This window comes from Weizmannia acidilactici, assembly GCF_008974185.1.
In the GTDB taxonomy this organism is placed as follows: domain Bacteria; phylum Bacillota; class Bacilli; order Bacillales; family Bacillaceae_C; genus Weizmannia; species Weizmannia acidilactici.
In genome coordinates, this window is sequence record NZ_BKZP01000018.1 from 1 (window position 1) to 23,923 (window position 23,923).

At 45.1% G+C, this 23,923-nt stretch carries 28 protein-coding genes; 22 read left to right on the plus strand and 6 right to left on the minus strand.

What is annotated here, in order from left to right; translation table 11 throughout:
• Window positions 1-201: 201 nt before the first annotated feature.
• The 9 genes from BpJC4_RS09130 (at window position 202) to pepF (ending at window position 10,886) form a co-directional block, all read left to right on the plus strand.
• Window positions 202-1,869, plus strand: coding sequence for a peptide ABC transporter substrate-binding protein (locus BpJC4_RS09130; RefSeq protein WP_151679739.1), 1,668 nt, complete (start codon window positions 202-204; stop codon window positions 1,867-1,869).
• Between the two features lie 116 nt (window positions 1,870-1,985).
• Window positions 1,986-2,918, plus strand: a complete 933-nt coding sequence (gene opp3b, locus BpJC4_RS09135; protein WP_151679738.1) for an oligopeptide ABC transporter permease — start codon at window positions 1,986-1,988, stop codon at window positions 2,916-2,918.
• 32 nt (window positions 2,919-2,950) lie between these two features.
• A complete protein-coding gene (gene opp3C / locus BpJC4_RS09140; RefSeq protein ID WP_371862173.1) occupies window positions 2,951-3,937 on the plus strand; it encodes an oligopeptide ABC transporter permease in 987 nt (328 codons plus the stop codon).
• A gap of 23 nt (window positions 3,938-3,960) precedes the next feature.
• The gene (locus BpJC4_RS09145) at window positions 3,961-5,022 is read left to right on the plus strand and encodes an ABC transporter ATP-binding protein (RefSeq protein WP_151679736.1); all 1,062 of its coding nucleotides are present in this window, start codon (window positions 3,961-3,963) and stop codon (window positions 5,020-5,022) included.
• 1 nt (window position 5,023) lies between these two features.
• Window positions 5,024-5,965 carry an ABC transporter ATP-binding protein gene (locus BpJC4_RS09150; RefSeq protein ID WP_151679735.1) on the plus strand — a complete coding sequence of 314 codons (942 nt, stop codon included), beginning with the start codon at window positions 5,024-5,026 and terminating at the stop codon, window positions 5,963-5,965.
• A 292-nt stretch (window positions 5,966-6,257) separates the two neighbouring features.
• The gene (gene spxA, locus BpJC4_RS09155; RefSeq protein WP_151697795.1) at window positions 6,258-6,653 is read left to right on the plus strand and encodes a transcriptional regulator SpxA; all 396 of its coding nucleotides are present in this window, start codon (window positions 6,258-6,260) and stop codon (window positions 6,651-6,653) included.
• Between the two features lie 347 nt (window positions 6,654-7,000).
• On the plus strand, window positions 7,001-7,660 hold the full coding sequence (mecA, locus tag BpJC4_RS09160) for an adaptor protein MecA (RefSeq protein WP_151679733.1): 660 nt from the start codon (window positions 7,001-7,003) through the stop codon (window positions 7,658-7,660).
• A 157-nt stretch (window positions 7,661-7,817) separates the two neighbouring features.
• Window positions 7,818-8,987, plus strand: coding sequence for a competence protein CoiA (locus tag BpJC4_RS09165; protein ID WP_253693421.1), 1,170 nt, complete (start codon window positions 7,818-7,820; stop codon window positions 8,985-8,987).
• An 81-nt stretch (window positions 8,988-9,068) separates the two neighbouring features.
• Window positions 9,069-10,886, plus strand: coding sequence for an oligoendopeptidase F (gene pepF / locus BpJC4_RS09170; RefSeq protein ID WP_151697796.1), 1,818 nt, complete (start codon window positions 9,069-9,071; stop codon window positions 10,884-10,886).
• 40 nt (window positions 10,887-10,926) lie between these two features.
• On the opposite strand, the gene BpJC4_RS09175 is transcribed toward pepF, so the two are convergent.
• The 5 genes from BpJC4_RS09175 to BpJC4_RS09195 form a co-directional block, all read right to left on the minus strand.
• Window positions 10,927-11,127 carry a hypothetical protein gene (locus tag BpJC4_RS09175; RefSeq protein ID WP_151679730.1) on the minus strand — a complete coding sequence of 67 codons (201 nt, stop codon included), beginning with the start codon at window positions 11,125-11,127 and terminating at the stop codon, window positions 10,927-10,929.
• A gap of 511 nt (window positions 11,128-11,638) precedes the next feature.
• On the minus strand, window positions 11,639-12,493 hold the full coding sequence (locus BpJC4_RS09180; RefSeq protein WP_151697797.1) for a ClpXP adapter SpxH family protein: 855 nt from the start codon (window positions 12,491-12,493) through the stop codon (window positions 11,639-11,641).
• Window positions 12,490-12,891 carry a globin domain-containing protein gene (locus BpJC4_RS09185; protein ID WP_151679728.1) on the minus strand — a complete coding sequence of 134 codons (402 nt, stop codon included), beginning with the start codon at window positions 12,889-12,891 and terminating at the stop codon, window positions 12,490-12,492. The genes BpJC4_RS09180 and BpJC4_RS09185 overlap by 4 nt, the downstream gene beginning before the upstream one ends.
• 289 nt (window positions 12,892-13,180) lie before the next feature.
• Window positions 13,181-14,011 (minus strand): lytic transglycosylase domain-containing protein, encoded by an 831-nt coding sequence (locus BpJC4_RS09190; protein WP_151679727.1) that lies wholly within the window; start codon window positions 14,009-14,011, stop codon window positions 13,181-13,183.
• 3 nt (window positions 14,012-14,014) lie between these two features.
• The gene (locus BpJC4_RS09195) at window positions 14,015-14,596 is read right to left on the minus strand and encodes a CYTH domain-containing protein (RefSeq protein WP_151679726.1); all 582 of its coding nucleotides are present in this window, start codon (window positions 14,594-14,596) and stop codon (window positions 14,015-14,017) included.
• Window positions 14,597-14,758: 162 nt separating this feature from the next.
• Between BpJC4_RS09195 and BpJC4_RS09200 the strand changes: the two genes are divergently transcribed.
• Genes BpJC4_RS09200 through BpJC4_RS09215 form a run of 4 tightly spaced genes read left to right on the plus strand, consistent with a single transcriptional unit; the run spans window position 14,759 to window position 17,547 of the window.
• Window positions 14,759-15,145, plus strand: coding sequence for a UPF0738 family protein (locus BpJC4_RS09200; protein ID WP_253693418.1), 387 nt, complete (start codon window positions 14,759-14,761; stop codon window positions 15,143-15,145).
• Window positions 15,146-15,173: 28 nt separating this feature from the next.
• Complete coding sequence (yjbM, locus tag BpJC4_RS09205) at window positions 15,174-15,812, plus strand: GTP diphosphokinase (protein ID WP_151679724.1); 639 nt, start codon at window positions 15,174-15,176, stop codon at window positions 15,810-15,812.
• Between the two features lie 53 nt (window positions 15,813-15,865).
• The gene (locus tag BpJC4_RS09210; protein WP_151679781.1) at window positions 15,866-16,660 is read left to right on the plus strand and encodes an NAD kinase; all 795 of its coding nucleotides are present in this window, start codon (window positions 15,866-15,868) and stop codon (window positions 16,658-16,660) included.
• An 8-nt stretch (window positions 16,661-16,668) separates the two neighbouring features.
• Complete coding sequence (locus BpJC4_RS09215; RefSeq protein ID WP_151679723.1) at window positions 16,669-17,547, plus strand: RluA family pseudouridine synthase; 879 nt, start codon at window positions 16,669-16,671, stop codon at window positions 17,545-17,547.
• 80 nt (window positions 17,548-17,627) lie between these two features.
• Here BpJC4_RS09215 and prpE read toward each other — a convergent pair whose 3' ends face one another.
• Entirely contained in the window at window positions 17,628-18,365 is a 738-nt protein-coding gene (prpE, locus tag BpJC4_RS09220) for a bis(5'-nucleosyl)-tetraphosphatase PrpE (protein ID WP_151679722.1), read from the minus strand.
• Window positions 18,366-18,527: 162 nt separating this feature from the next.
• Between prpE and fabI the strand changes: the two genes are divergently transcribed.
• The 9 genes from fabI to BpJC4_RS09270 all read left to right on the plus strand — a co-directional run bounded on the left by fabI (window position 18,528) and on the right by BpJC4_RS09270 (window position 23,882).
• Complete coding sequence (gene fabI / locus BpJC4_RS09225; RefSeq protein ID WP_151679721.1) at window positions 18,528-19,307, plus strand: enoyl-ACP reductase FabI; 780 nt, start codon at window positions 18,528-18,530, stop codon at window positions 19,305-19,307.
• 535 nt (window positions 19,308-19,842) lie between these two features.
• Window positions 19,843-20,145 (plus strand): hypothetical protein, encoded by a 303-nt coding sequence (locus tag BpJC4_RS09235; protein WP_151679719.1) that lies wholly within the window; start codon window positions 19,843-19,845, stop codon window positions 20,143-20,145.
• A gap of 33 nt (window positions 20,146-20,178) precedes the next feature.
• Window positions 20,179-20,520: a CotO family spore coat protein gene (locus tag BpJC4_RS09240; RefSeq protein WP_253693429.1), complete on the plus strand. Its 342-nt coding sequence runs from the start codon at window positions 20,179-20,181 to the stop codon at window positions 20,518-20,520.
• A 73-nt stretch (window positions 20,521-20,593) separates the two neighbouring features.
• A complete protein-coding gene (locus BpJC4_RS09245) occupies window positions 20,594-20,953 on the plus strand; it encodes a DUF1360 domain-containing protein (RefSeq protein ID WP_151679717.1) in 360 nt (119 codons plus the stop codon).
• Between the two features lie 379 nt (window positions 20,954-21,332).
• The gene (locus tag BpJC4_RS09250) at window positions 21,333-21,803 is read left to right on the plus strand and encodes a sporulation protein (RefSeq protein WP_151679716.1); all 471 of its coding nucleotides are present in this window, start codon (window positions 21,333-21,335) and stop codon (window positions 21,801-21,803) included.
• A gap of 16 nt (window positions 21,804-21,819) precedes the next feature.
• Window positions 21,820-22,296 carry a stage V sporulation protein AC gene (spoVAC, locus tag BpJC4_RS09255; RefSeq protein ID WP_151679715.1) on the plus strand — a complete coding sequence of 159 codons (477 nt, stop codon included), beginning with the start codon at window positions 21,820-21,822 and terminating at the stop codon, window positions 22,294-22,296.
• On the plus strand, window positions 22,296-23,309 hold the full coding sequence (gene spoVAD, locus BpJC4_RS09260) for a stage V sporulation protein AD (protein ID WP_151679714.1): 1,014 nt from the start codon (window positions 22,296-22,298) through the stop codon (window positions 23,307-23,309). The genes spoVAC and spoVAD overlap by 1 nt, the downstream gene beginning before the upstream one ends.
• 16 nt (window positions 23,310-23,325) lie before the next feature.
• Entirely contained in the window at window positions 23,326-23,682 is a 357-nt protein-coding gene (spoVAE, locus tag BpJC4_RS09265; protein ID WP_151679713.1) for a stage V sporulation protein AE, read from the plus strand.
• Window positions 23,683-23,765: 83 nt separating this feature from the next.
• The gene (locus BpJC4_RS09270; RefSeq protein ID WP_151679712.1) at window positions 23,766-23,882 is read left to right on the plus strand and encodes a YjcZ family sporulation protein; all 117 of its coding nucleotides are present in this window, start codon (window positions 23,766-23,768) and stop codon (window positions 23,880-23,882) included.
• Window positions 23,883-23,923 lie beyond the last annotated feature (41 nt).

Here is a 23,923-nt window from a genome sequence, read left to right on the forward strand (position 1 = left end):
AATATAATAGTTTTTTTAAAATTTTTGATTGATTTGAAAGGGATTACAATATTGGCGTGGCGGTATTTTTTTCACTTTTTCCTTATTTTTAATGTAATTAAAAAACAATAAAAAAATATGTACAAGTAAAACAAATGTTAGTATAATTGATTTCGAAAAGTCACTTGCTTTTCAGAAAAATAAAAAAAGGGTGGTTAGCTGATGAAAAAGTCAAAATTTTATGTTTTCATGACTTTGGCTTTTGTGCTGTCCCTTGTGCTTGGTGCCTGCGGCAGCAATAACAGCAGCAGTTCAGGCAGCAAAAGCGGCAACAGCTCAACAAAGCAAGTCTTAAACTGGATTGCTAGCGCTGAAATTCCTTCAGGCGATCCGACGCTCGCAACAGACCAGGAAAGCTTCATCTTATTTGGAAACACGATGGAAGGCCTTTACCGCATCGGTAAAGATGACAATCTCTATTTGGCTGATGCAGCCGAAGAACCGACTGTAAGCAAAGACGGTAAGACATATACATTTAAACTCCGTAAAGATGCGAAATGGTCGAATGGCGATCCTGTAACAGCGAAAGACTATGTCTTTTCATGGCAAAGGGCTGTAAATCCGAAAGTCGGCTCCCAATATTCCTATATTTTTGCCGGGGTCATCAAAAATGCATCTGATATTTTGGCCGGCAAAAAGCAACCGAGCGAACTGGGTGTTAAGGCAATCGATGATTATACGCTTCAAGTCCAATTGGAACGCCCGACACCATACTTAAAATCATTGCTTGCATTCCCGACCTACTTCCCGCAAAACCAAAAATTCGTGGAATCGAAAGGGAAAAAATATGGGACAAATAGCGACAATATGTTATTTAACGGGCCATTTATCTTAAAAAATTGGAACGGCACAGGTCTGACCTGGAAATATGTGAAAAACCCGAATTATTATGACAAAGATAAAGTTAAATTGCAGCAAATCAATTTCCAAGTTGTCAAAGCGGTTAACACCGGCGTGAACCTGTACAACACCGGCAAAGTTGACCGTGTCGGCTTGAGCAACGAATATGCGCAGCAGTATAAAAACAGCAAAGAAGCCCATACGTATCCGACTTCTTCCGTCTTCTACTTCAAATATAATGAAGTGCGCAACGGCAAGAAGACTGCTTTAGCGAATATCAATATCCGCAAAGCTTTGGCAATGGCAGTGGATAAACAATCGTATGTTGATACTACATTAGGCAACGGTTCTATCCCTGCAAACGGATTGGTTCCGAAAGACTTTGTAAAAGATCCGAAAACAGGGCAGGATTTCCGTGCTGAAAACGGAGATTTCCTAAAATATAATGCTTCGGAAGCTAAGAAATACTGGGAAAAAGGCTTGAAAGAACTTGGCGTGAAGAGTCTTACGTTTGAACTGCTTGGTGATGACACCGACGACGCCAAGAAATCAAGCGAATTTATCCAAAACCAATTGGAAAAGAATTTACCTGGTTTAACGCTCAAACTGAAAAACGTACCATTTAAAAACCGCTTGCAATTGGATACAAACCAAGACTACGATATTCAGCTTGCCGGTTGGGGACCGGACTATCAGGACCCTATGACATTCCTCGATCTGTTTGTCACAAACGGGGATAACAATAAATCCGGTTATTCCAATAAACAATATGACAAGCTAATCAATGAAGCAAAAACAACTTATGCGAACAACCCTGAAAAACGTTGGCAAGTTATGCTGAAGGCAGAAAAAATCTTGATGAATGATGCCGCAATCGGGCCGTTGTACCAACGTGCATATCTCCGCCTGCAAAAACCTTATGTTAAAGGCGTAGAAGACCACTTGTTCGGTCCGGATACAACCTTCAGGGATGCTTATGTTCAAAAATAATTTTAAATCAGGTTTGATTGGCGAAGGAGAGTATTTCCTTTTAGGGATACTCTCTTTTGACCGTTAAGAGAAGTTTTGTAAGAAAATTGTAAATCATTTTATTAGGAGGTGCCGGTGTGGTTAAGTATCTCTCGCAAAGGATTATCTACCTTTTGATCACATTATTTTTGATTTCATCTTTTACATTTTTTTTAATGAAATTTTTGCCGGGAACGCCATTCCGAAACCAGCAAAAACTTTCTCCTGAACAAATTCATATATTAAATGAAAAATATGGCCTCAATGATCCGGTTCCTGTCCAATATGTAAAATACATGGGAAAACTGGCACAAGGTGACCTCGGGATTTCATTCCAATTCGATAACCAATCCGTTACGCACCTCATTCTGAATCGGATGGGTCCGTCCTTACAGCTGGGAATTCAGGCAATGATCCTGGGTACGCTTATCGGAATTATATTGGGCATGTTGGCGGCAATGTTCCAAAACAGCTGGATTGACTACGGCAGTACATTGATTGCGATCCTCGGAGTCTCAATTCCCTCGTTTGTATTTGCTGCAGCTTTGCAATACTTTGTAGGCGTAAAACTACAATGGTTGCCGGTTGCATCCTGGGATGGTTTTTCTTCAACTATATTGCCTACCATTGCTCTCGCTATTGGTCCCGTTGCTACAGCTGCCCGGTTTATCCGGACAGAGCTGGTTGATGTTTTAAGTTCGGATTATATTGTTTTGGCAAAAGCGAAAGGAAATTCATATCGTGATATTGCCTTTAAACATGCGCTTCGAAATGCTTTAATTCCGTTAATTACTGTTTTGGGTCCTACGACCGCAGCCATTTTGACGGGATCAATGGTGATTGAGCAAATTTTTTCGATTCCGGGAATCGGGGAGCAATTTGTAAAATCAATTCAAATGAACGATTACCCAATTATTATGGGTACAACAATTTTCTACTCATTTGTCTTGGTCGTATGTACTTTAATTGTTGATATATTGTATGGCATTATCGACCCGAGAATTCGTTTAGCCGGGGGGAATAATTCATGAGCACAAGCACCAATGAAACGATTTCAAAAGATATGTTTGAACTTGTTGAAGTAAATCATGAAGACGCGGATGTGATTGAAAAGCCGCAGCTGTCTTTTATGCAGGATGCTTGGCTGCGCCTAAGGAAAAATAAAGCGGCGATTGCGAGTTTAATTATCCTGATTTTGCTCATTATCATGGCGGCAATCGGCCCGTCACTTTCTAAGTATGATCCTTATACCCAAGATTCTTCGCGGATCAACCTGCCGCCAAGAATTCCAGGAATTGAAAAGCTTGGCATTTTTGACGGAACACAGGAGATCGCAGGGAAAAAAGTCAATGTTTATGAACAAAAGCATATTAAAGATTATTACTGGTTTGGCACTGATTCGCTCGGCCGTGATCTGTTTTCAAGGGTTTGGCAAGGGACAAGGGTATCCCTTTATATCGCTTTTCTTGCCGCATTAATTGATATGGTGATCGGGGTAACTTACGGCTTAATTTCAGGCTATAAAGGCGGGCAGGTCGATAATGTGATGCAGCGGATTGTTGAAATTCTTTACGGGGTACCGAACCTCATTGTTGTTATCCTCATGCTGCTCATTTTTGCACCGGGGATTTTGTCGATCACGGTGGCAATGGTTACTACCGGCTGGCTTGGCATGTCTCGGGTTGTACGCGGGCAGGTGCTGAAATTGAAAAATATGGAATATGTATTGGCTGCAAAAACTTTGGGCGCATCGAATACAAGGATTTTATTCAAACATTTGCTGCCAAATTTGGCCGGCGTTATCATCATCAATACAATGTTTACGATTCCGACTGCCATTTTCTTTGAAGCATTTTTAAGTTTTATCGGGATTGGATTGCAGGCACCGAAAGCATCCCTTGGTACATTGATCCAGGACGGTTATCAAACGTTCCAATTTTTGCCATTCCAATTGTGGATTCCGGCGGCTGTCATTTGTATTCTTTTGATTGCCTTTAATCTATTGGGTGATGGTTTACGGGATGCATTTGATCCGAAAATGCGAGATTAATGGTGAAGCGAGGTGAGCCTTTTATGGAAAATATATTGGAAGTAAAAGATTTAAATATTTCTTTCCACACTTTTGCCGGTGAAGTACAGGCGATCCGCGGTGTGAATTTTACTTTAAAAAAAGGTGAAACATTGGCAATCGTGGGGGAATCCGGTTCGGGAAAATCGGTTACAACGAAAGCTATCATGCGGCTGCTGCCCCCGAATAACTCTGAAATTAAATCGGGAGAAATCCTGTTTAACGGCATAGATATTGTAAAAGCATCCGAACGAAAAATGCAGACGATCCGCGGCAAAGACATTTCAATGATTTTCCAGGATCCGATGACTTCGTTAAATCCGACGATGACGATCGGCAAGCAAATCATGGAACCGTTGTTAAAACATCAGAAATTACATAAAAGCGAGGCAAAAAAACGCGCTATTGAGCTTTTAAAACTGGTCGGCATTCCGAAAGCGGAGGTACGGTTCAAACAATATCCGCACCAATTCTCCGGCGGAATGCGGCAGCGCGTTGTCATTGCGATTGCGCTTGCATGTAATCCGAAAATTTTAATTGCGGACGAACCTACAACTGCGCTGGACGTTACGATTCAGGCTCAAATTCTTGATCTAATGAAAGACCTGCAGTCGAAAATTGAAACATCTATCATTTTCATTACCCATGATTTGGGCGTTGTGGCGAATGTTGCCGATCGCGTGGCGGTCATGTATGCCGGGAAAATTGTTGAAATCGGCACCGTTGATGAAATTTTTTATAATCCGAAGCATCCTTATACATGGGGGTTAATCAGCTCCATGCCAAGCCTGGATGTGAAAGACGAGGAACTATATGCTATCCCGGGCACGCCCCCTGATTTGCTCCGCCCGCCTAAAGGAGATCCATTTGCGCCAAGGAACAAGTTTGCGATGAAGATTGATTTTGAAAAAGAACCGCCGATGTTTAAGGTTTCCGATACGCATTATGCGGCGACATGGCTTTTGCATCCGGACGCCCCGAAAGTGGAACCGCCGGAAGCCGTGAAAAAGAGGATGAATAAGTTTAAGGGTGTTGTGCGCCCGGCTCCGGTTGAGGAGGAAAAGTAAGATGGCAACAAAAGAAAAACTGATTGAAGTGAAACATTTAAAACAATATTTTAATGTAGGAAAGGCAAATGAAGTACGGGCCGTGGATGACATCACTTTCGACATCTACAAAGGAGAAACGCTCGGGCTTGTCGGGGAATCCGGATGTGGCAAGTCGACAACAGGACGGACAATCATCCGCCTGTATAATGCAACGGCCGGGGAAGTATTGTACGAAGGGAAAAATGTCCACGGCAAAATGTCCAAAAATGAGTTGAAACAGCTCCGCCAAAAAATGCAGATGATTTTCCAGGATCCGTACGCATCGCTCAACCCGCGCCTGAAAGTGGCGGATATCATTGCGGAAGGGATCGATATCCACGGGCTTGCAAAATCGAAAGAAGAGCGGATGAACCGTGTATATGAACTTCTGGAAACGGTCGGCCTCAACAAAGAACATGCAAACCGTTATCCACACGAATTTTCCGGCGGGCAGCGGCAGCGGATCGGTATTGCAAGAGCGCTTGCGGTCAATCCGGAATTTATTATCGCCGATGAGCCGATTTCCGCGCTTGACGTGTCGATCCAAGCCCAGGTGGTCAACCTATTGAAGAAATTGCAAAAAGAGCATAATCTGACGTATTTGTTTATTGCCCACGATTTATCGATGGTCAAATACATCAGCGACCGGATCGGCGTCATGTATTTCGGCAAATTGGTGGAACTGGCCGATGCCGACGATTTGTACAACCATCCGCTCCACCCGTATACACAATCGCTGCTATCCGCCATTCCGCTTCCTGATCCTGATTATGAGCGTACCCGGAAGCGGAAAATTTATGACCCGTCCGTCCACCAATATCGTGCAGGTGAAGAAGTAAAAATGCGGGAAGTCGCCCCAAACCATTTTGTTTACTGCTCCGAAAGGGAATTGGAGCAGTACAAAAAAGCATACAATGGCTGACCATTCTCAATTAAGCCAAAAGAACGCACGCTATTTGAAAGTGCGTTCTTTTTTAATTCCCTTCTATTTTTCATAGAAATTTAAGAAAAAAATGTTTAAATACGGTTAAAAGGGGTAATGTAAAATGATTAATGCGCTCCGAAAAATTGCGAAATATATTTTTCAAAAAAATATATTCAATATCCCGGAAATCGTGTATAATACATAATATAGATTGTTTTATTAAAGTAATTTTAATCTAATAATCTTGCTGTAAATGTAAAATATAATTTTTTAGGAGTGTGAATGATAGATGGTAACATTGTACACTTCACCTAGTTGCACATCTTGTAGAAAAGCTCGGAACTGGCTTGAAGAAAACCACATTGAGTATACAGAACGCAATATTTTTTCCGAACCGCTTACATTCGATGAAATTAAAGGAATCTTGCGCATGACGGAAGACGGGACGGACGAAATTATTTCCACACGTTCGAAAACTTTCCAAAAACTGAACGTTGATTTGGATGCCCTTCCGCTTCAAGAGTTGTATAAACTGATCCAGCAAAATCCGGGATTGCTGAGAAGGCCGATTATTGTGGATGAAAAACGCCTGCAAGTGGGTTACAATGAAGATGAAATCCGGCGTTTCCTCCCGCGGAAAGTGCGCACCTTCCAGCTCAGGGAAGCGCAAAAGCTTGTCAATTAACCGGGTGTCTGTACGCCTGCTGCCCCTTCCAAGTACGGCTTGGAAGGTTTTTTTCTATGGGCGGAAAATACGGGAAATTATGTCATCATTTCGTAAATAAGCGGATATATATTTAGAAAATTTTGTCTTGAATTCCCCCGGGGAATCGGCTACAATACAAAAAAGATGCAGGGCACAATAGCGGTGAAATGTTAAGTGGTAGGCCTGCGTGGAATTTAAAAAAAACAAGTTTTTTTATTTCCATTCGTCTGTCTTTTATCATAAAATAAAAGTACAAGGTAACCTAAATGTGCCTGAATGGGGGAACGAGTCCCTTCACAACACTTAATAGAAGGGAGAGTTGTTGTATGGAAATTGAAAGAATCAATGAGAACACGGTGAAGTTTTATATTTCGTATGTTGATATAGAAAAACGCGGGTTTAATCGTGAAGAAATCTGGTATGACCGGGAAAGAAGCGAGGAGCTTTTTTGGGAAATGATGGATGAGATCCATACGGAAGACGAGGTGTTCGACCCTGAAGGCCCGCTTTGGATACAAGTGCAGGCGCTGGAAAAAGGCTTGGAAGTGCTGGTAACGAAAGCCCAATTGTCGAAAGACGGGCAGCGTTTTGAACTGCCAATTCCGGAAGATAAATTGAAGGATTTTACTGTAAATGAACAGCTTGAAGAATTTTTTGACGAGAATTTCCATACTTCCTTGCATCATGGGTTTGCGGATAGTGATCTTTTGGAGCAGGTGCTGTATTTCAAAGACATTGAAGATTTGATTGCTTTGTCGAAGAATTACCGGATGGAAGGTGTCAAAACAAAACTGTATTCCTTTGAAGGGAAATACTATCTCCATGTTATTTTCCCGGAAGATGCAAGCGAAGAGGAGAATGATTTTATGTTGAGCCAGCTGCTTGAATATTGCGACATTGCATCCATCACGAGCCACCGGTTGCAGGAGTACGGCAATTTAATTATTGACAGAGATGTATTCGCGAAATTAAACTCGTATTTTTAATGGATACACGATCGATGCAGGCAAAGCATCGATTTTTTTGTGCAGCCAGTTTGCCCCGAAAAATAAAAAGAAGGATTTTCAGCCTTGACGGAGAATTTGAATTAAAAAGGAGATGATGCCGTTGCTTTCTGCGCTGAATCAGCGGGGGGAGCTGGTTATGCTGACAAAACGCTTTACAAGGAATGAACTTCAAAATTTGAGAGCCTCTAACACCTTTTATTGCCGGGACTGCCGCGAACCCCTTATTTTAAAGATCGGTAACCAAATCACCCCCCATTTTTCCCACTACCGCCATTCCGATTGTGTTAATTCTTCCGAACCTGAGAGCCCAATGCATTTACAGGGCAAGAAAGATTTATATTTATGGCTGAAGGGGCAGGACCTGGAGGTTACCCTTGAACAATATATCCCGTCCATTCAGCAAAGGGCCGATCTGCTTGTCCGAAAAAACGGGCAGCTGTTTGCCGTCGAATACCAATGCTCCCCGATCCCGTTCAGGCAGATCATGAAACGGACGGAAGGGTACAAAAGCCTGAACATCCTGCCCGTATGGATATTGGGCGGCTACCCTTGCCGGAAAGAAGCTGGAAAAGGGCCGGATGTTTTTACTTGCACGGACTTCCAATTATATTTTTTAAGATACATTCGTAAACATTATTTCTATTTATTCAGTTACTTTCCTAAAAAGCAAGCCCTCTGTATGTTATTCCGCATGGTCCCGGCCTCTTCCAGAAGATTTCATGCCCTTTATGATGAAAAACCACTGTCTTCCTTTGCATTTCCTTTTACTGATGTGCAATTTCACACCAAAACGTTTCCGCTTTCTTTGGTTGACTGGTTTTCGGAGAGGCGGAACTGGATACGGATGAAGGTCCAGTTCGGAAAAGCATTTCTAGATCCTTTTTTACGCCAGGTGTATGAATCCGGGCTGCACCCGCTATTTTTGCCGTCCTTTATCGGACTGCCGCTGAAACAGATGGCCATTTGCAAACAGCATCCGGTTGTATGGCAGTTTTATGTTTGGAAAGATTTTTCCAGTGCCATAATGCAAAAAGCATGTGTTTCGCTGGATGAAATGGTTTCGTTATTTTTCAGGCGGGTCGGAAAAAAAGAAATTGAACTGCGAAAAACCCCGTTTGTACACGAGAAAAATGTCGTTAAAGTGATGCTGTTTGAATATGCGCAGACGCTGACCCGGCTGGGATATTGGGAAGAAGCCGGAAAAACGAAATATATGATGAATAAAAACATCTGCTTTCCAAAAAATATGGAAGAACTGGACGGGATGGAGCATAATATAACTTTACGGCTCCCGCCCATTTTATGAAGACAGATCAGTAGCGGGATTGTGCGCTGTACGTTAGAATGAAAAAAGAAGGAATTTTTTGAGAAGAATGGAGGAAAATTGATGGTAAACGGGAATAAAGTGCATACCTTGCCAAGCCGGAATGAAGTCCCGGAAAAACTGACTTGGAAGCTGGAAGATATTTTCCCTACGGATGAAGATTGGAATAAAGAATACGAAGCAGTAAAAGAAAAGCTGGAAGGGGCCTCTTCGTTCCAGGGAAAACTCGGGGAAAGCGCCGAGCAGCTTTATGCCGCCTTAAAATTCCAGGATGAAGTGACGGAAAGGTTCGGAAAACTGTATACATATGCGCATATGCGCTATGACCAGGACACAACCAATGCCTTTTACCAAGGGATGGACAGCAAAGCGAAAAGCCTTGCTGCCCAGGTTGGCAGTGCTTTTGCGTTTATCGTGCCGGAAATCCTGTCAATCGACGTAGCAAAATTGAACAACTTCCTGGAAACATACGAACCGCTGAAGTTATATAAACATGCTTTGGAAGAAATCAATGAAATGCGCCCGTATATATTATCCAAAGAAGAAGAGGCGCTGCTTGCCCAGATGTCGGAAGTATTAAATACGTCAAGTACAACTTTCGGCATGCTGAACAATGCCGATCTGCAGTTTCCGACAGTTATAGATGAAAACGGCAACGAAGTGCAAATTACGCACGGCCGCTATACGCGGTTATTGGAAAGCAAAGACCGGCGTGTCCGCAAAGAGGCGTTCCAAAAATTATATGCCATATACGGGCAGTTCACGAACACATTCGCAAGCACCCTCGGCGGCCAGGTGAAAAAGAACAACGTCGTCGCCCAAATCCGCCATTATGATTCGGCGCGCCAAGCAGCATTGTCGGCTAACCATATTCCGGAAAAAGTCTATGACCAGCTGGTGGAAACGGTCAATCAGCATTTGGGCCTGTTGCAGCGGTATGTTGCTTTGCGGAAAAAAGTACTGAAACTTGATGAGCTGCATATGTATGATCTTTACACACCGCTTGTCCAGGATGTCGATATGGAAGTCACCTACGAAAAGGCGAAAGAAATCGTGCTTGAAGGCCTGCATCCGCTCGGCAAAGAATACCAGGACATTTTAAAACAGGCGTTTGAAAACCGTTGGATCGATGTTGTGGAAAACAAAGGGAAACGGAGCGGCGCCTATTCATCGGGCGCATACGGCACAAATCCGTATATTTTGCTGAATTGGCAGGATAATATTGACAATGTTTTCACACTTGCACACGAACTCGGCCACAGCGTTCACAGCTACTATACAAGGAAAAACCAGCCGTATCCTTACGGGGATTATTCCATTTTCGTGGCGGAAGTGGCTTCGACATGCAACGAAGCGCTTTTGAACGATTATTTGTTAAAAACGATCAAAGACGAGAAACAGCGCATTTATTTGCTGAACCATTATCTGGAAGGCTTCCGAGGCACCGTTTTCCGCCAGACAATGTTTGCCGAGTTTGAACATTTGATCCACCAAAAAGCGCAGCACGGTGAAGCGCTGACGGCGGAACTTTTAACAAACGAATATTATAAGCTGAACCAAAAATATTTCGGCGAAAAGGATATTGTGATCGATAAAGAAATCGGGCTTGAATGGGCGCGCATCCCGCATTTTTATTACAATTATTATGTTTACCAGTATGCGACGGGCTTCAGCGCGGCAACCGCTTTGAGCAAGCAAATTTTGGAAGAAGGCGGACCGGCCGTCAAACGCTATATCGGCTATTTAAGCGCCGGCAGCTCGGATTACCCGATCGAAGTGCTGAGGAAAGCAGGCGTCGATATGACGTCCTCCCAGCCGATTGAAGATGCTTTAAAAGTGTTTGAAGAAAAATTAAATGAAATGGAAAGCTTGCTTGGCTGATGGAATTGCGGCGGCGGATGACCGGCTTCCGCCGCCGCTTTTACATGCGACGCCGGGCGGATGGCCGGTGGAAGCCTTTAAACGTGTTGCGGCGGTTTAAATACAAGAGCAAAACGAAAATTGCCATAAACAAAAGCGGGGAAGTGATGAAAAGGGGCAGCAGTTTCATCAACCCGAACAAATTCAGACAAAATAAAATGGAGAAGCCGGCAGCCAGCGTTGACAGTTTTAATTTCTTCATTTGTTGGCTCCTTTGCAAAGTGTTTCATTGCCATTTTATGTTCATGCTCAAAAGAATATGGCAGCAAAGGCGTGATGAACGAAAATATGACGAATATGTGAACACTTTAACAAGTACTTGCATTCGACATCGTTCAATGATATTATATAGATGTGAAGTTGATCACAAGCAAACATACCCCTTTGTTTGACCGTGAAAAATTTCTCCCATCCCCTTTGTTCGTGTTGAAAGAGGCCTTGCAAATGCAAGGCCTCTTTCATTATAACTTTTGGAGAGCGGTTAAGGAACTTTTTTTAAGAGGTCACAAAGTCCATTTCAAAGATCCTGCGTTAAAAACCATCTCAGCGGGAAAACAATGCCGAAATGTCCGTTAGAGACGGGATGAAGGACAAAATCAAGGAAATCCGCTCCCGAATGTCCTTCACCCCAAATACAGCCGATGCAACATAAAAGCCTGTCTTAAAAATCTTCATCAATTAAAAAACCCCCGTTGTGAATAAATGGGAGGGGGTTAGCTGATATATTTCCAAAACGAGCCGTGCTTGCCGTTTATTTTTTGTACTTTTTGCTGTAAAACGAGTTTCTTCAGTTCTTTTTCCGCCTCATGGATAGGCATATCATAAACGACCGAAATTTCTTTTGATGCCACGATCCCAAAAAACTTCAAAAAATCTTCCAATGGTGGCAGCGGCATCGGGGCAGGGCGTTTGCCCAGCATTTCCTGAAGGACCTGGACATAAACATCATAGGAATAAAGGCCGGAAATTTTTAATCCTTCATCTTCAATATTCTCATTAAAGAAAACGAGAGACGGGCTTTCGGTCACTTCCATTTCCGAAGTAATTTTTAAATCGCACTGAAATGCCTTTGCCGCGCTTTCGGAATGGATATCTTGCAAAAATTCATCCACATCCAATGAGGCTTCTTTCGCACATTCCAATAAAATATCAATATCCGATATATTTTGCTTTTCAAGGAAAACGAGTTCCTGCACTTTCCGCAAAAACCGTAATCCCTGTTTCTTCCCCTGGAGTTCGGCTGCCTTAATGGCGATTGAAACAATATATGGCGAAGTAATCGGATTCTCGATCCACAAACTTCCATCACAGGACATTCCTGTCCGGCTGGCCGTTTTTTCCCAATAATCCACCATTGCTTCATGCTTTTTCGGATTGTCATTTAAATTAGCCAGCTTACCGATCAGCACGTGCCTGAACCGGAAATAGATGCCATATTCCAGTCGCAGTTTTTTTAAAATCGGCTCAAGCGCCCAGCATTCCGGGCAAAGCGGATCAACAAATACATAAATTTCCAGTGGTTTTGGCAAACAGCCGGTATGTTTCATAAAATCAAGCATGTTTTTCAATTTCCGTCACCCGGTACTTGATCCGGAGTATTCACCATATGCTGTGCGGTCAATACAAGCCTTGAAAAAAAGAAATCGCGGACTTCTCCTTCCAAACCCACTTCATCCATTGCGCCGCTCATGCAGGACAGCCATGCTTTTGCACGCTTCGGCGTAATTTCGTGCGGCAAGTGCCGCGCCCGCAGCATCGGGTGGCCGTGTTCTTCGGTATAGAGGGGCGGCCCACCTAAAAACTGTGTCAGAAACTGTTTTTGTTTCCTGGCAACTTCCGTTAAATCTTCAGGAAAAATCTGAATTAAATCCGGATGTTTTGCTACCCGCTTGTAAAATGCATCGACAAGTTGGCCGAGTTTTTCTCCCCCGATGACATCATACGGCACAGTTTTCTTTCCCATCATAGAATAACTGCTCCTTTTTCTTGTTTTCATCTTGCTTATATGCTTAATACGCAGGACAGGATTTTATTTCAAAATTTTTGTCGAATGTTCTTCCATTTGTACGTTTATTTTATCAAAGGGGACGGGACTAACTCAAACAATCCGCTTTTTTACATCAATTACCTCAGGCGATACCGGCCCGCTTTTCCCGGTTTTTCCTGATATAGACAGCCCGCCCCCAGCTTACTGGTGCGTGGAATAACCGTTATTTCATGAAAAATGCCGCACAGGCGGCGTTTTTTCGGTCAGGTTATGTTAAATTGTCCATGATTGAAGCAACGTAATTTTGTGTTTCTTTAAATGGCGGGATACCCCCATACCGGTCGACGTTTGCCGGTCCCGCATTATAGGCGGCGAGGGCCAGTTGTACATTGTCATTGTATTTGTCTAATAGGGTCTTTAGATACTTTGTGCCGGCATCCACATTTTGTCCGGGATCCATTACATCTGTAACGCCAAGGCTGGCGGCAGTACCGGGCATGAGCTGCATTAGGCCGGCTGCGCCTGCCGAACTGACAGCATCCGTTTTAAAATCGGATTCTTGTTGGATCACCGCTTTGATAAGATTTTCCGGCACGCCGTATTTTTCGGATGCCCGCGAAATAATCGAGCTGAGATCTTTTGGAATGCTGCCGCCATCTGTTGCATCCGTGTTTGTATTGGAAGCATCCTTTGAACTGATGCCGGATTGATCTGAAGAATCCGCCGCAGTTGTATATCCGGCCAAATTTGAAAGTAGCGGACTTCCGGCTAAAGCGTATAAAGCTGTAGCGGATGAATCTGAACCGGAACCCATATCCCCGGCTGAATACGGAAGCAGCGGGCTGCTCAAAGCATTCAACCCCATTAAAGCATATAGAGCTGCGGCCGAAGAGTCCGTCCCGGAACTTGCATTTCCGGACGAAGAATCCCCCTGGCTGCTTCCTGATTCGTTTTCCAAAGTTTCCTCAATCAAAAGCGACAGCATTTCCTGAAAGAGGGAGGAGGTGCTTCCCGTTCCAATGGAAGAAGTGTTGCCTAAAGAAAGCGACTGCAACGCTTGCATTTCCATGAATGATGCTAACTGGCTGATGGTCGTCATGACTTACTGCTCCTTTAATTTTGTTTCATAAAAACGGAGAACTTTACTTTTTGCCGGATGGTACGGGATGCCGTACTGATCCAGCAATGTTATAAAATGTTTTGTGCCTGTTTCCAGTGAACTTACTTCATATTCTAACTCAAAATCTTCTTTGTTCAAATAGAAATTATGGTCGAACACGAGGATGCCGCCTTTAAATCCCGTTTCGGCGCGCTTTGTGGCAAGCGTGCCGAAATATTCCAGATTTTCGGCCGGCACTCCGAGCACCGCCAATTTTTCGTATACTTCACCTTCCGGAAATGTGCTGCCCGTGATCATGTGCTGAAAATCTTCTTCCCCGATCAATTGGTTTGTTTCCAAAAGCCCGACATGTTCCGGCGTTTTTAGCGTAAGTTGGAAGCCGCCCGCCTTCTTCCGCACCCGCAGCGCAGATTTTAAGCTTCTTAAAGCAAAATCAGGGGTATCAAAATAAAAATTTTCCTGCAAAGTAAAATCTTCCTCCTGCATGCCAAATGCTCCGGCAATGTGGTAAAAATCTTTTTTGGAAACTAAATTTTTCAGTTCAATTTCAATTTCTTTGCCCATTTCCTGGCCTCCCGTCCAAACTTCATTATACTAAAGGGATCATCGGTGTGAAAGTGTCTATCCCGGATGAGTTATGGTAAAATAAAAGGTGGCTGCATATTGATTCCGGCTGCTGCCCGGTTTTTCCGGCAGCCTAAGGAGGGTAAAGTACAGGAGGAGAGAGTGTTGCGCAAAATCATTGAACTAGGACGACCTGAATGGGAAGGGGATACACTTGTGCTGCATTGCAGTGATCCGTCCGTTTCACTGGAGCATCTTAGGCCATGCGGGCAGATGATTGTCGACTCGGATGCCTGTGCATTCATCTATTTGGCTGAAGTTGATGGAGAAGATGATTATACATATTTATTTTTGCCCGTTCCTGTTTGGCATGGGCTCCGGTCAGCTGTATTAGAACATAAAAGGGTTGTTGCTGTTTCAAAAGATGCAAAATTGGAACTTGTACAGCTGGAAGATGAATTCCGGTATTTGCTGGAAAACATCCGGGGCAATAGCAATTACGGCAATAAGATGCTGGAAAATGTGGAGGCCATTTTCAGCGTGGAATGAGATCCAAAGAGGTGAAGGGGATATGGCAATGGCAGACTGGGATGAATTTTTAACCCCGTATAAACAGGCTGTTGATGAATTGAAAGTGAAGTTAAAAGGCATGCGCGCCCAATTCGAAAAAGAGCACACCCATTCCCCAATCGAATTTGTCACAGGGCGTGTGAAGCCGGTCGCAAGCATTATCGAAAAAGCGGCCATGAAAGGCATCCCGCTTGACCGGCTTGAGGAAGAAATGCAGGATATTGCCGGGCTCAGGATGATGTGCCAATTTGTCGATGATATTAAAATTGTCGTCGGACTGCTGCGGCGGCGGAACGATTTCCGGATCGTCGAAGAAAAAGACTACATTTCCAATAAAAAACCGAGCGGCTATCGTTCGTACCATGTCATCATAGAATACCCGGTGCAGACGATCCGCGGGGAAAAGAAAATTCTGGCGGAAATCCAAATCCGTACATTGGCAATGAATTTTTGGGCAACGATCGAGCATTCTTTAAATTACAAATATAAGGGCAGGTTTCCGGAAGAGATCAACATGCGGCTGAAACGGGCCGCCGAAGCCGCTTTCCGCCTTGATGAAGAAATGTCGGAAATTCGAGAAGAAATCCAGGAAGCGCAAATGTATTTTACGAAAAACAAAGAACAAGCTGACCAAAAGTCGCAATAAAACTGCTATACTGTTGCAGAAGTAACTTGGAGGATGGGGGGAAGTTGAACGAAATGAAATTTGCAATCACTTCAAAAGGGGATACGGAATCCAATATTTGGATGCAACAAATTCGAACATACTTGCAGGATTCCGGGCTTGTGTATAATGAGGCACAGCCGGATATCGTCGTTTCGGTCGGCGGGGACGGTACGCTTTTGTATGCTTTTCACAGGTACAGTTCGCGGCTCGACCGGACCGCTTTTGTCGGGGTGCACACCGGCCACCTCGGCTTTTATGCCGACTGGGTGCCGGATGAAATTGAGGAGCTGGTGGACGCGATCGCGCATAAAACGTATAACACGGTTGAATACCCCCTTCTTGAAGCAAAAATCTCATATGAGCACGGCGGTCTGGAGACGAGGTATCTCGCTTTAAACGAATCGACGGTGAAATGCGTGGACGGTACTTTTGTGATTGACGTTGAAATCAACGGGCAGCATTTTGAACGTTTCCGCGGCGACGGCCTGTGCCTCGCCACGCCGTCCGGGAGTACAGCTTACAACAAGGCGCTTGGCGGAGCAATTGTCCATCCGTCTCTGCAGTCCATCCAATTAACGGAAATGGCTTCAATCAACAATAAAGTGTTCCGGACGATCGGTTCCCCGCTCATTTTGCCGGCCCATCATACATGTGTGTTAAAACCGGTTCGGCAGAAAGATTTTCTTGTGACGATCGACCATTTGACGCTGCTCCATAAAGAAGTGCGGGCAATCCAATACCGTGTGGCAAAGGAAAAAATCCGCTTTGCCCGCTTTAGGCCGCTTCCTTTTTGGAAAAGGGTGCACGATTCTTTTATATCAGATTAGGTGAAAAGATGTCCCGATTGAGTTTGACGTGGCAAATTGCAGAACATGAGGCGTGCCAGGAATTAAAACAGTTTTTGAAAATGCACCATATCTCAAAGAGGGCGCTTGCGGATATAAAATTCCGCGGCGGCACGATTTTGGTGAACGGACGGGAAAAAACGGTCCGTTACGTGCTGCGGACAGGCGATGAGGTGTCTGTTATTTTTCCGAAAGAAACCCCGAGCCGTTCGCTCCAGCCGGAAAACATCCCATTTGAGCGCGTGTACGAAGATGAGAGTGTGCTTGTCGCCAACAAACCGGCATCCATGAATACAATCCCGTCGCGTGAGCATCCGTCCGGAAGCCTTGCGAATGCCGTGATGGGGTATTACCGGGAAAACGGGATCGAATCCGCCATCCACATTGTAACGCGGCTGGACCGGAATACGTCCGGGCTTGTGCTCATTGCAAAAAACCGCTATGTGCATTATTTGTTCAGCCTGATGCAACAGAACCGCCGTATCCGCCGCACATACGAAGCACTGGCGGAAGGCATTTTTACGGAAAAAAGCGGCACCGTTGAAGCGCCGATCGGCAGGAAAGATACAAGCATCATTGAACGCGAAGTGAGGGAGGACGGCCAATTTGCCCGGACCCATTTCGAGGTAGTCCGCCAGTATCCGGCGTTTGCACATGTGAAGCTAAGGCTTGACACCGGACGGACGCATCAAATCCGCGTGCATTTATCCTATATCGGCCATCCGCTTGTGGGTGATGAGCTGTATGGCGGCAGTACAGCTCTATATCCCCGGCAGGCGCTTCACTGCAGCGCGCTCCGGTTCGAGCACCCGGTTTCAGGGCGGGAAATGAGTTTTCATTTGGAGCCGCCATTTTTAGGTATATTATAAACCTGGAAGAAAAGAATGGTAGATTCCCGATGGTCCGGATGTATTCCCGGCCGTTTCATGTTTTTCAAAATCATGCCCGGTTAATCATACGCCCTGAATTTTTCTTCCACATACGGCATGGAGGAGGGGACGGATACCGTTTCCATTTCAGGGTACCGCAGTGCTGTCAGTTTTCCGCCGAATACACAGCCGGTGTCAATATTGACGGTATGGCCGATAAACCGCGGTTCTTTTACAGGTGTGTGGCCGTACACAATCCAGCTTTTCCCCCTGTCTTCTTTTGCCCAGTCACGGCGCACCGGTGTCCCGTCCGGATGTTTTTCCCCGGTAATGTCGCCGTAAAGGACAAAAGTTTGAACCGCTTTGTTCATGCGGCCGATGTCCCGGCGCCGGATGCCGGCATGGGCGATAATCAAGTTTTTGTCGTCCAAAACCCGGTAAAGCGGGGACTTTTCATATAGGTCTATAAATTGCCTCCGGTGCCGCGCCTGTTCTTTGGCCGGGAGCGCGTTATACTCTGCGACGGTCGTTTCAAGCCCGTGCGTCTGCTGGACATTTCTGCCCAAAAAATAACGGTAAAGCTTATTGCAGTGGTTGCCGGGAACGTAAATGCCGAGCCTTTTTTTCCACAGCCGCCATACAGTGTCAGCCACTTTCAAAGATGCCGGGCCGCGGTCGGTTAAATCACCGACAAACCCGACGATCCGCCCATCTGGATGGACAGGAATGCCGTTTTTCCAGCTGTACCCTAATTTTTCCGTCAGTTCCTTAAACTCCGGCATGCATCCGTGAATATCACCGATAATATCAATCTTCATAAAACTCTCTCCTTATTTAACAACACACTATATTATTTTACTTTTACCCGGAAAACATATACAAAGAAAACGCAGCTGTGCTTTTCAAAACCGGAAAGTTCATGTAGAATTGGTACTAGGTGCTAATAACATGTATAAAACGTGGAAAAAGGAGTTAAAAATATGCATTTATCTTTAGAAGACAAAACTTTTGTTGTCATGGGCGTTGCGAATAAGCGCAGCATTGCCTGGGGGATTGCCCAGGCACTCGATGCGGCGGGTGCAAGGATTATTTTTACATATGCGCTTGAACGGAATGAAAAAAGCGTCCTTGAACTTGCCGAAACTTTGAACCGGAAAGACTATCTCATCCTGCAATGCGATGTGGAAAGCGACGAGCAGATCCAGACTTGTTTCCAAACGATCAAAAATGAAGTAGGGACGATTGACGGGATTGCCCACTGCATCGCTTTTGCCCGAAAAGAAGAATTGAGGGGCGATTACACGAACGTGACGCGCGAAGGCTTTCTGCTTGCCCACAACATTAGTTCGTATTCGCTTTCGGCTGTTGCCAAAGCCGTGAAGGATCTGGAATTGATGCCGAATGGCGGCAGCATTGTCACCCTGACTTATCTTGGCGGTGAACGCGTCATGGAAAATTACAATATCATGGGGGTTGCCAAAGCTTCCTTGGAAGCAAGTGTGAGATATTTGGCCTATGACCTCGGGAAACTGAATATCCGCGTCAACTCGATTTCAGCAGGGCCGATCCGCACTTTGTCTGCAAAAGGCGTGGGCGATTTTAACAGCATTTTAAAAGTGATGGAGGAAAGGGCCCCGCTCCACCGCGGTGTGGATACGCGAGAAGTCGGCGATACCGCGCTCTTTTTGTTCAGCGATTTGTCGCGCGCCATCACAGGCGAAAATATCCATGTCGATGCGGGCTATCATATTATGGGATAGTAAATTCTCCCATTTCGTCAGAGTCACAAGTAAAATCCTCAATCCATAAAAAAGCCTGGCATTTTCTTGGGAAAATGTCAGGCTTTTTGCATGATATCAATCATATGCTGCATAAAAAGTATGGCGGGCATTTACTTTTACGTACAGCCTTTGTGCCGTGCTCTGCCTTTCTTTTTCATGCTGCATGTAAAAATGGACTTTGGAGAGGCAGTCGGCGAAATGATCTCCTGCCTGGTTAAATCGATAAGATCACGTTTTTCATCTATCCGTTGAAATCTGCTGCAAGCCCCAATATTAAATGTCCGGTTATTGTGTTGCTTGATGATGGCAGATGAAATGCAAGTCAGAGTAGACGGTCAACCTCTCATCAATTTGAGTAATTACCATTCTCCATCTTGTAGAATTGATACAAATAATGGGAGAAAAACGCGGAAACGAATCGTGCGTGGCCGGCTCTTTGCGTCTGGGCACCTTTATCAATTCCAATGCATATAAATAATACGTATTCAATTTACGGGGATTGGAGGATAAAGCTTTGATCAGCAAGCAGAGCCAATTTGAAAAAAACAAGCCGCTTTTGTATATTGCCCAGCCGACAAGCGAACCGGTTCTTGTCAATATGCAGAAAACGTTTATTATTAAAACGCGGGAAGCCCTGCCGGAACGGAAAGCGGAAAATCCGGAAGAAGTATTGGAGCAAGCCCATCAGCATGCAGCCGGAACGGAAAACCGGCAGGAAGAAGCCGTACATGCCATAGATGCAGTTGAAAGCGGCAGTCCGGACACCATTACTGAAGAACATGTGTCCCATGGCATTGCGGAGGAAACCGGGGATTAGGCTGCGGCTCAGGATATCGTCCCTGTGGCAGAAATGGAAGAAACAGAACTGGAAACGGCAACGCAGTCGGAAAAAGAGAAACCGGCTTATAACCGGAAAGCTTTTAAAGACATGTCGATTGAAGGAAAGCTCGATTATTTAACAATTAAACCGTTTTACATTCCGAACATTATTGTTGAAATTTCGACTTCAGAAGGTGCTGTGGTTGGCATGGTGAATAAAGTAACGAACGGTAAAGTACTGGTCAGTTATGCCGATCAGCTCGGGACAGCTGAAATCAATTCGGAAGAGATTGTACCGATCCGAATGAAAATGTTCTCGCGCTTTTGCAAAAATAGGCAAAGTACACAGGCCGCGCCGTTAAAGGGTTTTTAGGCAATGGAACGCAGGGCGGGGGGAGAACCGCTTGTCCCCCGGAGGCAGCAATACATACAAAGGGGGGATGTGCATGTATATGTCGGATTGGTGCGTTTTTATGCTGATGGCGTTTGCCAGTTTCAGGCTGGCAAGACTAATCGTTTATGATAAAATAACGGCGTTTTTGCGGAAGCCTTTTCATGAGGAAGTGGAAGAAACCGAACCGGACGGCTCCAAGGCAACTTATATTATTTTAAAAGGAAAAGGTTTGAGGCGGTGGATCGGGGAGCTTTTAAGCTGTTATTGGTGCACGGGGATATGGTGTGCTGTCCTGATTTATGTGCTCTGGCTGTTTTTCCCGCAGGTGGGGGAGCCCTTGATTACGGTCCTGGCGATTGCCGGCCTTGCCGGATTGATCGAGTCAGTGCTAGCTCGCATCATGGACGAATGAAATAAACAACTTTCACTTAGCGGCATAGGATAAAAAAGAAAGTGCAATCCTGCAGGAAAGGGTGGTAAATACATGAACAGCAGGCCGCTCATGAAAATACCGGTACTCCCCTCATCCGTCCAACCCGCAAATAAAATGAAAGGCAAAAAAATAAAAAAAAGCGGATGTGGCTGCGGCGCCAAAAAAACGCGGTGAACAGAAAGCGGAAGGCAACTTGTACCTTCCGCTTTTTAAAATGGCCTGGCTATTGCTGTCAACATGGGATTTGCAACTCCTGCGCGGGATCATACTGGAAACGTTCGGCAAGATTTTCTATTTATAAAATCCGAACTGTGGAAAAAAATATGAAGGTAAAAGTTGAGATCGCAGAGGGATGAGTATGGAAAAAATATTTTTAATGGTGCTGGCTTTTACATTTCTTGTTTCCGGCTGCAACTTTAACGGGCCGGAACACCGGGACAGCAAGTTTGCACTCGTCAAAAAAACGCAACCGGCGCCGATCCGGTTGAGCAGCCACCCTGAATCCGAATCGATTTCAGGGCAATTGAGAAAAGATGTCCTTGGTTTTGACAGCATTTACGATGTGGCCATCATTGAAGGACCGAAACAAACGTTAATTGCTTACAAAGTCAGGCATCTACACCGCTTCAAAATGAAAAAAATCGAGAAACAATTAACCGCATTTTTGAAAAAACGTTATCCGAGGCGGTCTTTCATCGTTTCCAGCGACTATAAAATTTTCCTGGAAACCGTCCGCCTACAGGAAGATATGGACAAGCACAAAATAACAACCGAACAGGCAAAAAAACGTTTCAAAGAAATTATCAAACTGAAGCAGGAATTAACATAAGAAGAGGGATGAGGCAATGGCAAACAAAAATAAAAACAAAACACCGGAACAAATTGCATACGGCCAGCTGGAAAAAAAGCATGAGCTGAAAAGGCCAGTCTTGAAAAACTGCATTCGCGCTTTCTGGGTGGGCGGCTGTATTTGCCTTGTCGGACAGGCATTTACTTATTTCTATATTTATATGTTTAATTTTACGGAAAAAACAGCCGGAAACCCGACAACAGCGACAATGGTTTTTTTATCGATGCTGTTGACCGGCTTCGGCATTTACGACCGCCTCGGGCAGTACGCGGGTGCAGGCAGTGCGGTGCCGGTGACCGGTTTCGGGAACTCCGTTGTTTCTGCCGCGATTGAACACCGTACGGAAGGCTATGTGCTCGGTGTCGGCGGAAACATTTTTAAACTTGCCGGAACGGTAATTGTGTTTGGCGTATTTTCCGCATTTGTTGTCGTGCTCATTCGCACCGTCATCATGATGTGGGGGGGATTCTGATGCCTGGAAAATCGCAAACATGGGTGTTTGACAATCAACCTGCAATTTTATCGACCGGCGTTGTCGGAGGACCGTTCGAGAAAAATGGAAGGCTTGTGGATGATTTCGACAGGTTTTTTGAAGATTTGTGGCTTGGCCAGGATACTTATGAAAAAGCACAGCAGAAATTAATCGAAGAAGCTGTCCAAATCGCGTTGAAAAAACAAAATCTCCAGGAAACCGACATCCAGTTTTTCCTGGCGGGCGATCTAATTAACCAAATCACGCCGACAAGCTTTGCAGCAAGGACGAACGCAATCCCGTATTTCGGCTTGTTCAGTGCGTGTGCCACTTCGATGGAAAGTCTGGCGCTTGCTGCCTTTATTATCAACCACGGCGGCGCACAAAAAGTAGTGGTTGGTGCCTCCAGCCACAATGCATCGGCCGAAAAGCAGTTCCGCTACCCGACCGAATACGGCGGGCAGAAACCTCCGTCCGCACAATGGACCGTAACGGGCGCTGGATTTGCAGTCATCGGTCCGGCAGAAGAGAATGGGCCGGTGCCGCGCATTACTTCGGCCACGATCGGCAAAGTGCTTGACTTGGGCATTTCCGATCCGTTTAATATGGGCGGTGCTATGGCGCCTGCCGCAGTCGACACGATTGAACGGCATCTGCAGGATATGGGCCGGGATCCTTCATACTATGATCTGATTATCACTGGGGATTTGGCGAAAATCGGCCGTTCCATCGCACTTGATCTGTTTAGAAATAAACAGCTAGCCGTTACCGAAGAACAGTTTCAGGATTGCGGCCTGCTCATTTATGATGAAAGCCAGCCCGTCCAAGCGGGGGCGAGCGGGCCGGGATGTTCGGCTGTCGTATTATACGGCCATCTGCTAAATGAAATGAAAAAAGGTCGCTATAAAAGGATTTTGCTTGTGGCAACCGGCGCGCTTTTATCGCCGCTGTCTTTCCAGCAGGGGGAGACAATCCCGTGCATTGCGCATGCTTGTGCCATTGAATATTTGTAAGAAAGGGAGTTGGAATATGTTAGCGATGTTTTTCTGGGCATTTGTCATCGGCGGTCTCATCTGTGTTATCGGGCAGCTGCTCTTTGATGTCGCAAAATTATCTCCGGGCCATACGATGAGTGTCCTCGTTACTGCCGGCGCCATTCTTTCAGGATTGGGCCTTTACGAACCGTTGGTGAATTTTGCTGGAGCAGGCGCAACCATTCCGATTACAAGCTTTGGCAATGCACTGGCGACCGGTGCGATGCAGGAAGTCCAAAGGCACGGCATTGTCGGCGTATTGACCGGCATGTTTGAAGTGACATCTTCCGGGATTTCGGCTGCAATCATTTTCGGTTTTATCGGTTCGCTTATTTTTAAGCCAAAAGGATAATTGTACCAGCCAAACATACGCCCATACCGAATGCCTACACCTTACATACTGTATAGTGTAATCCACGAAGTGAGGTGAAGAACATGTACGGATATGGTTACGGCTGCGGTTATGGTTACGGCTACGGCTACGGCAGCACGTTTGTGTTGATTGTCGTGCTATTCATCCTACTGATTATTGTTGGAGCAAGTTTCTGCTAATTAGATGAAAAAAGAGCGGGGAATGCGCTTCCTCGCCTTTT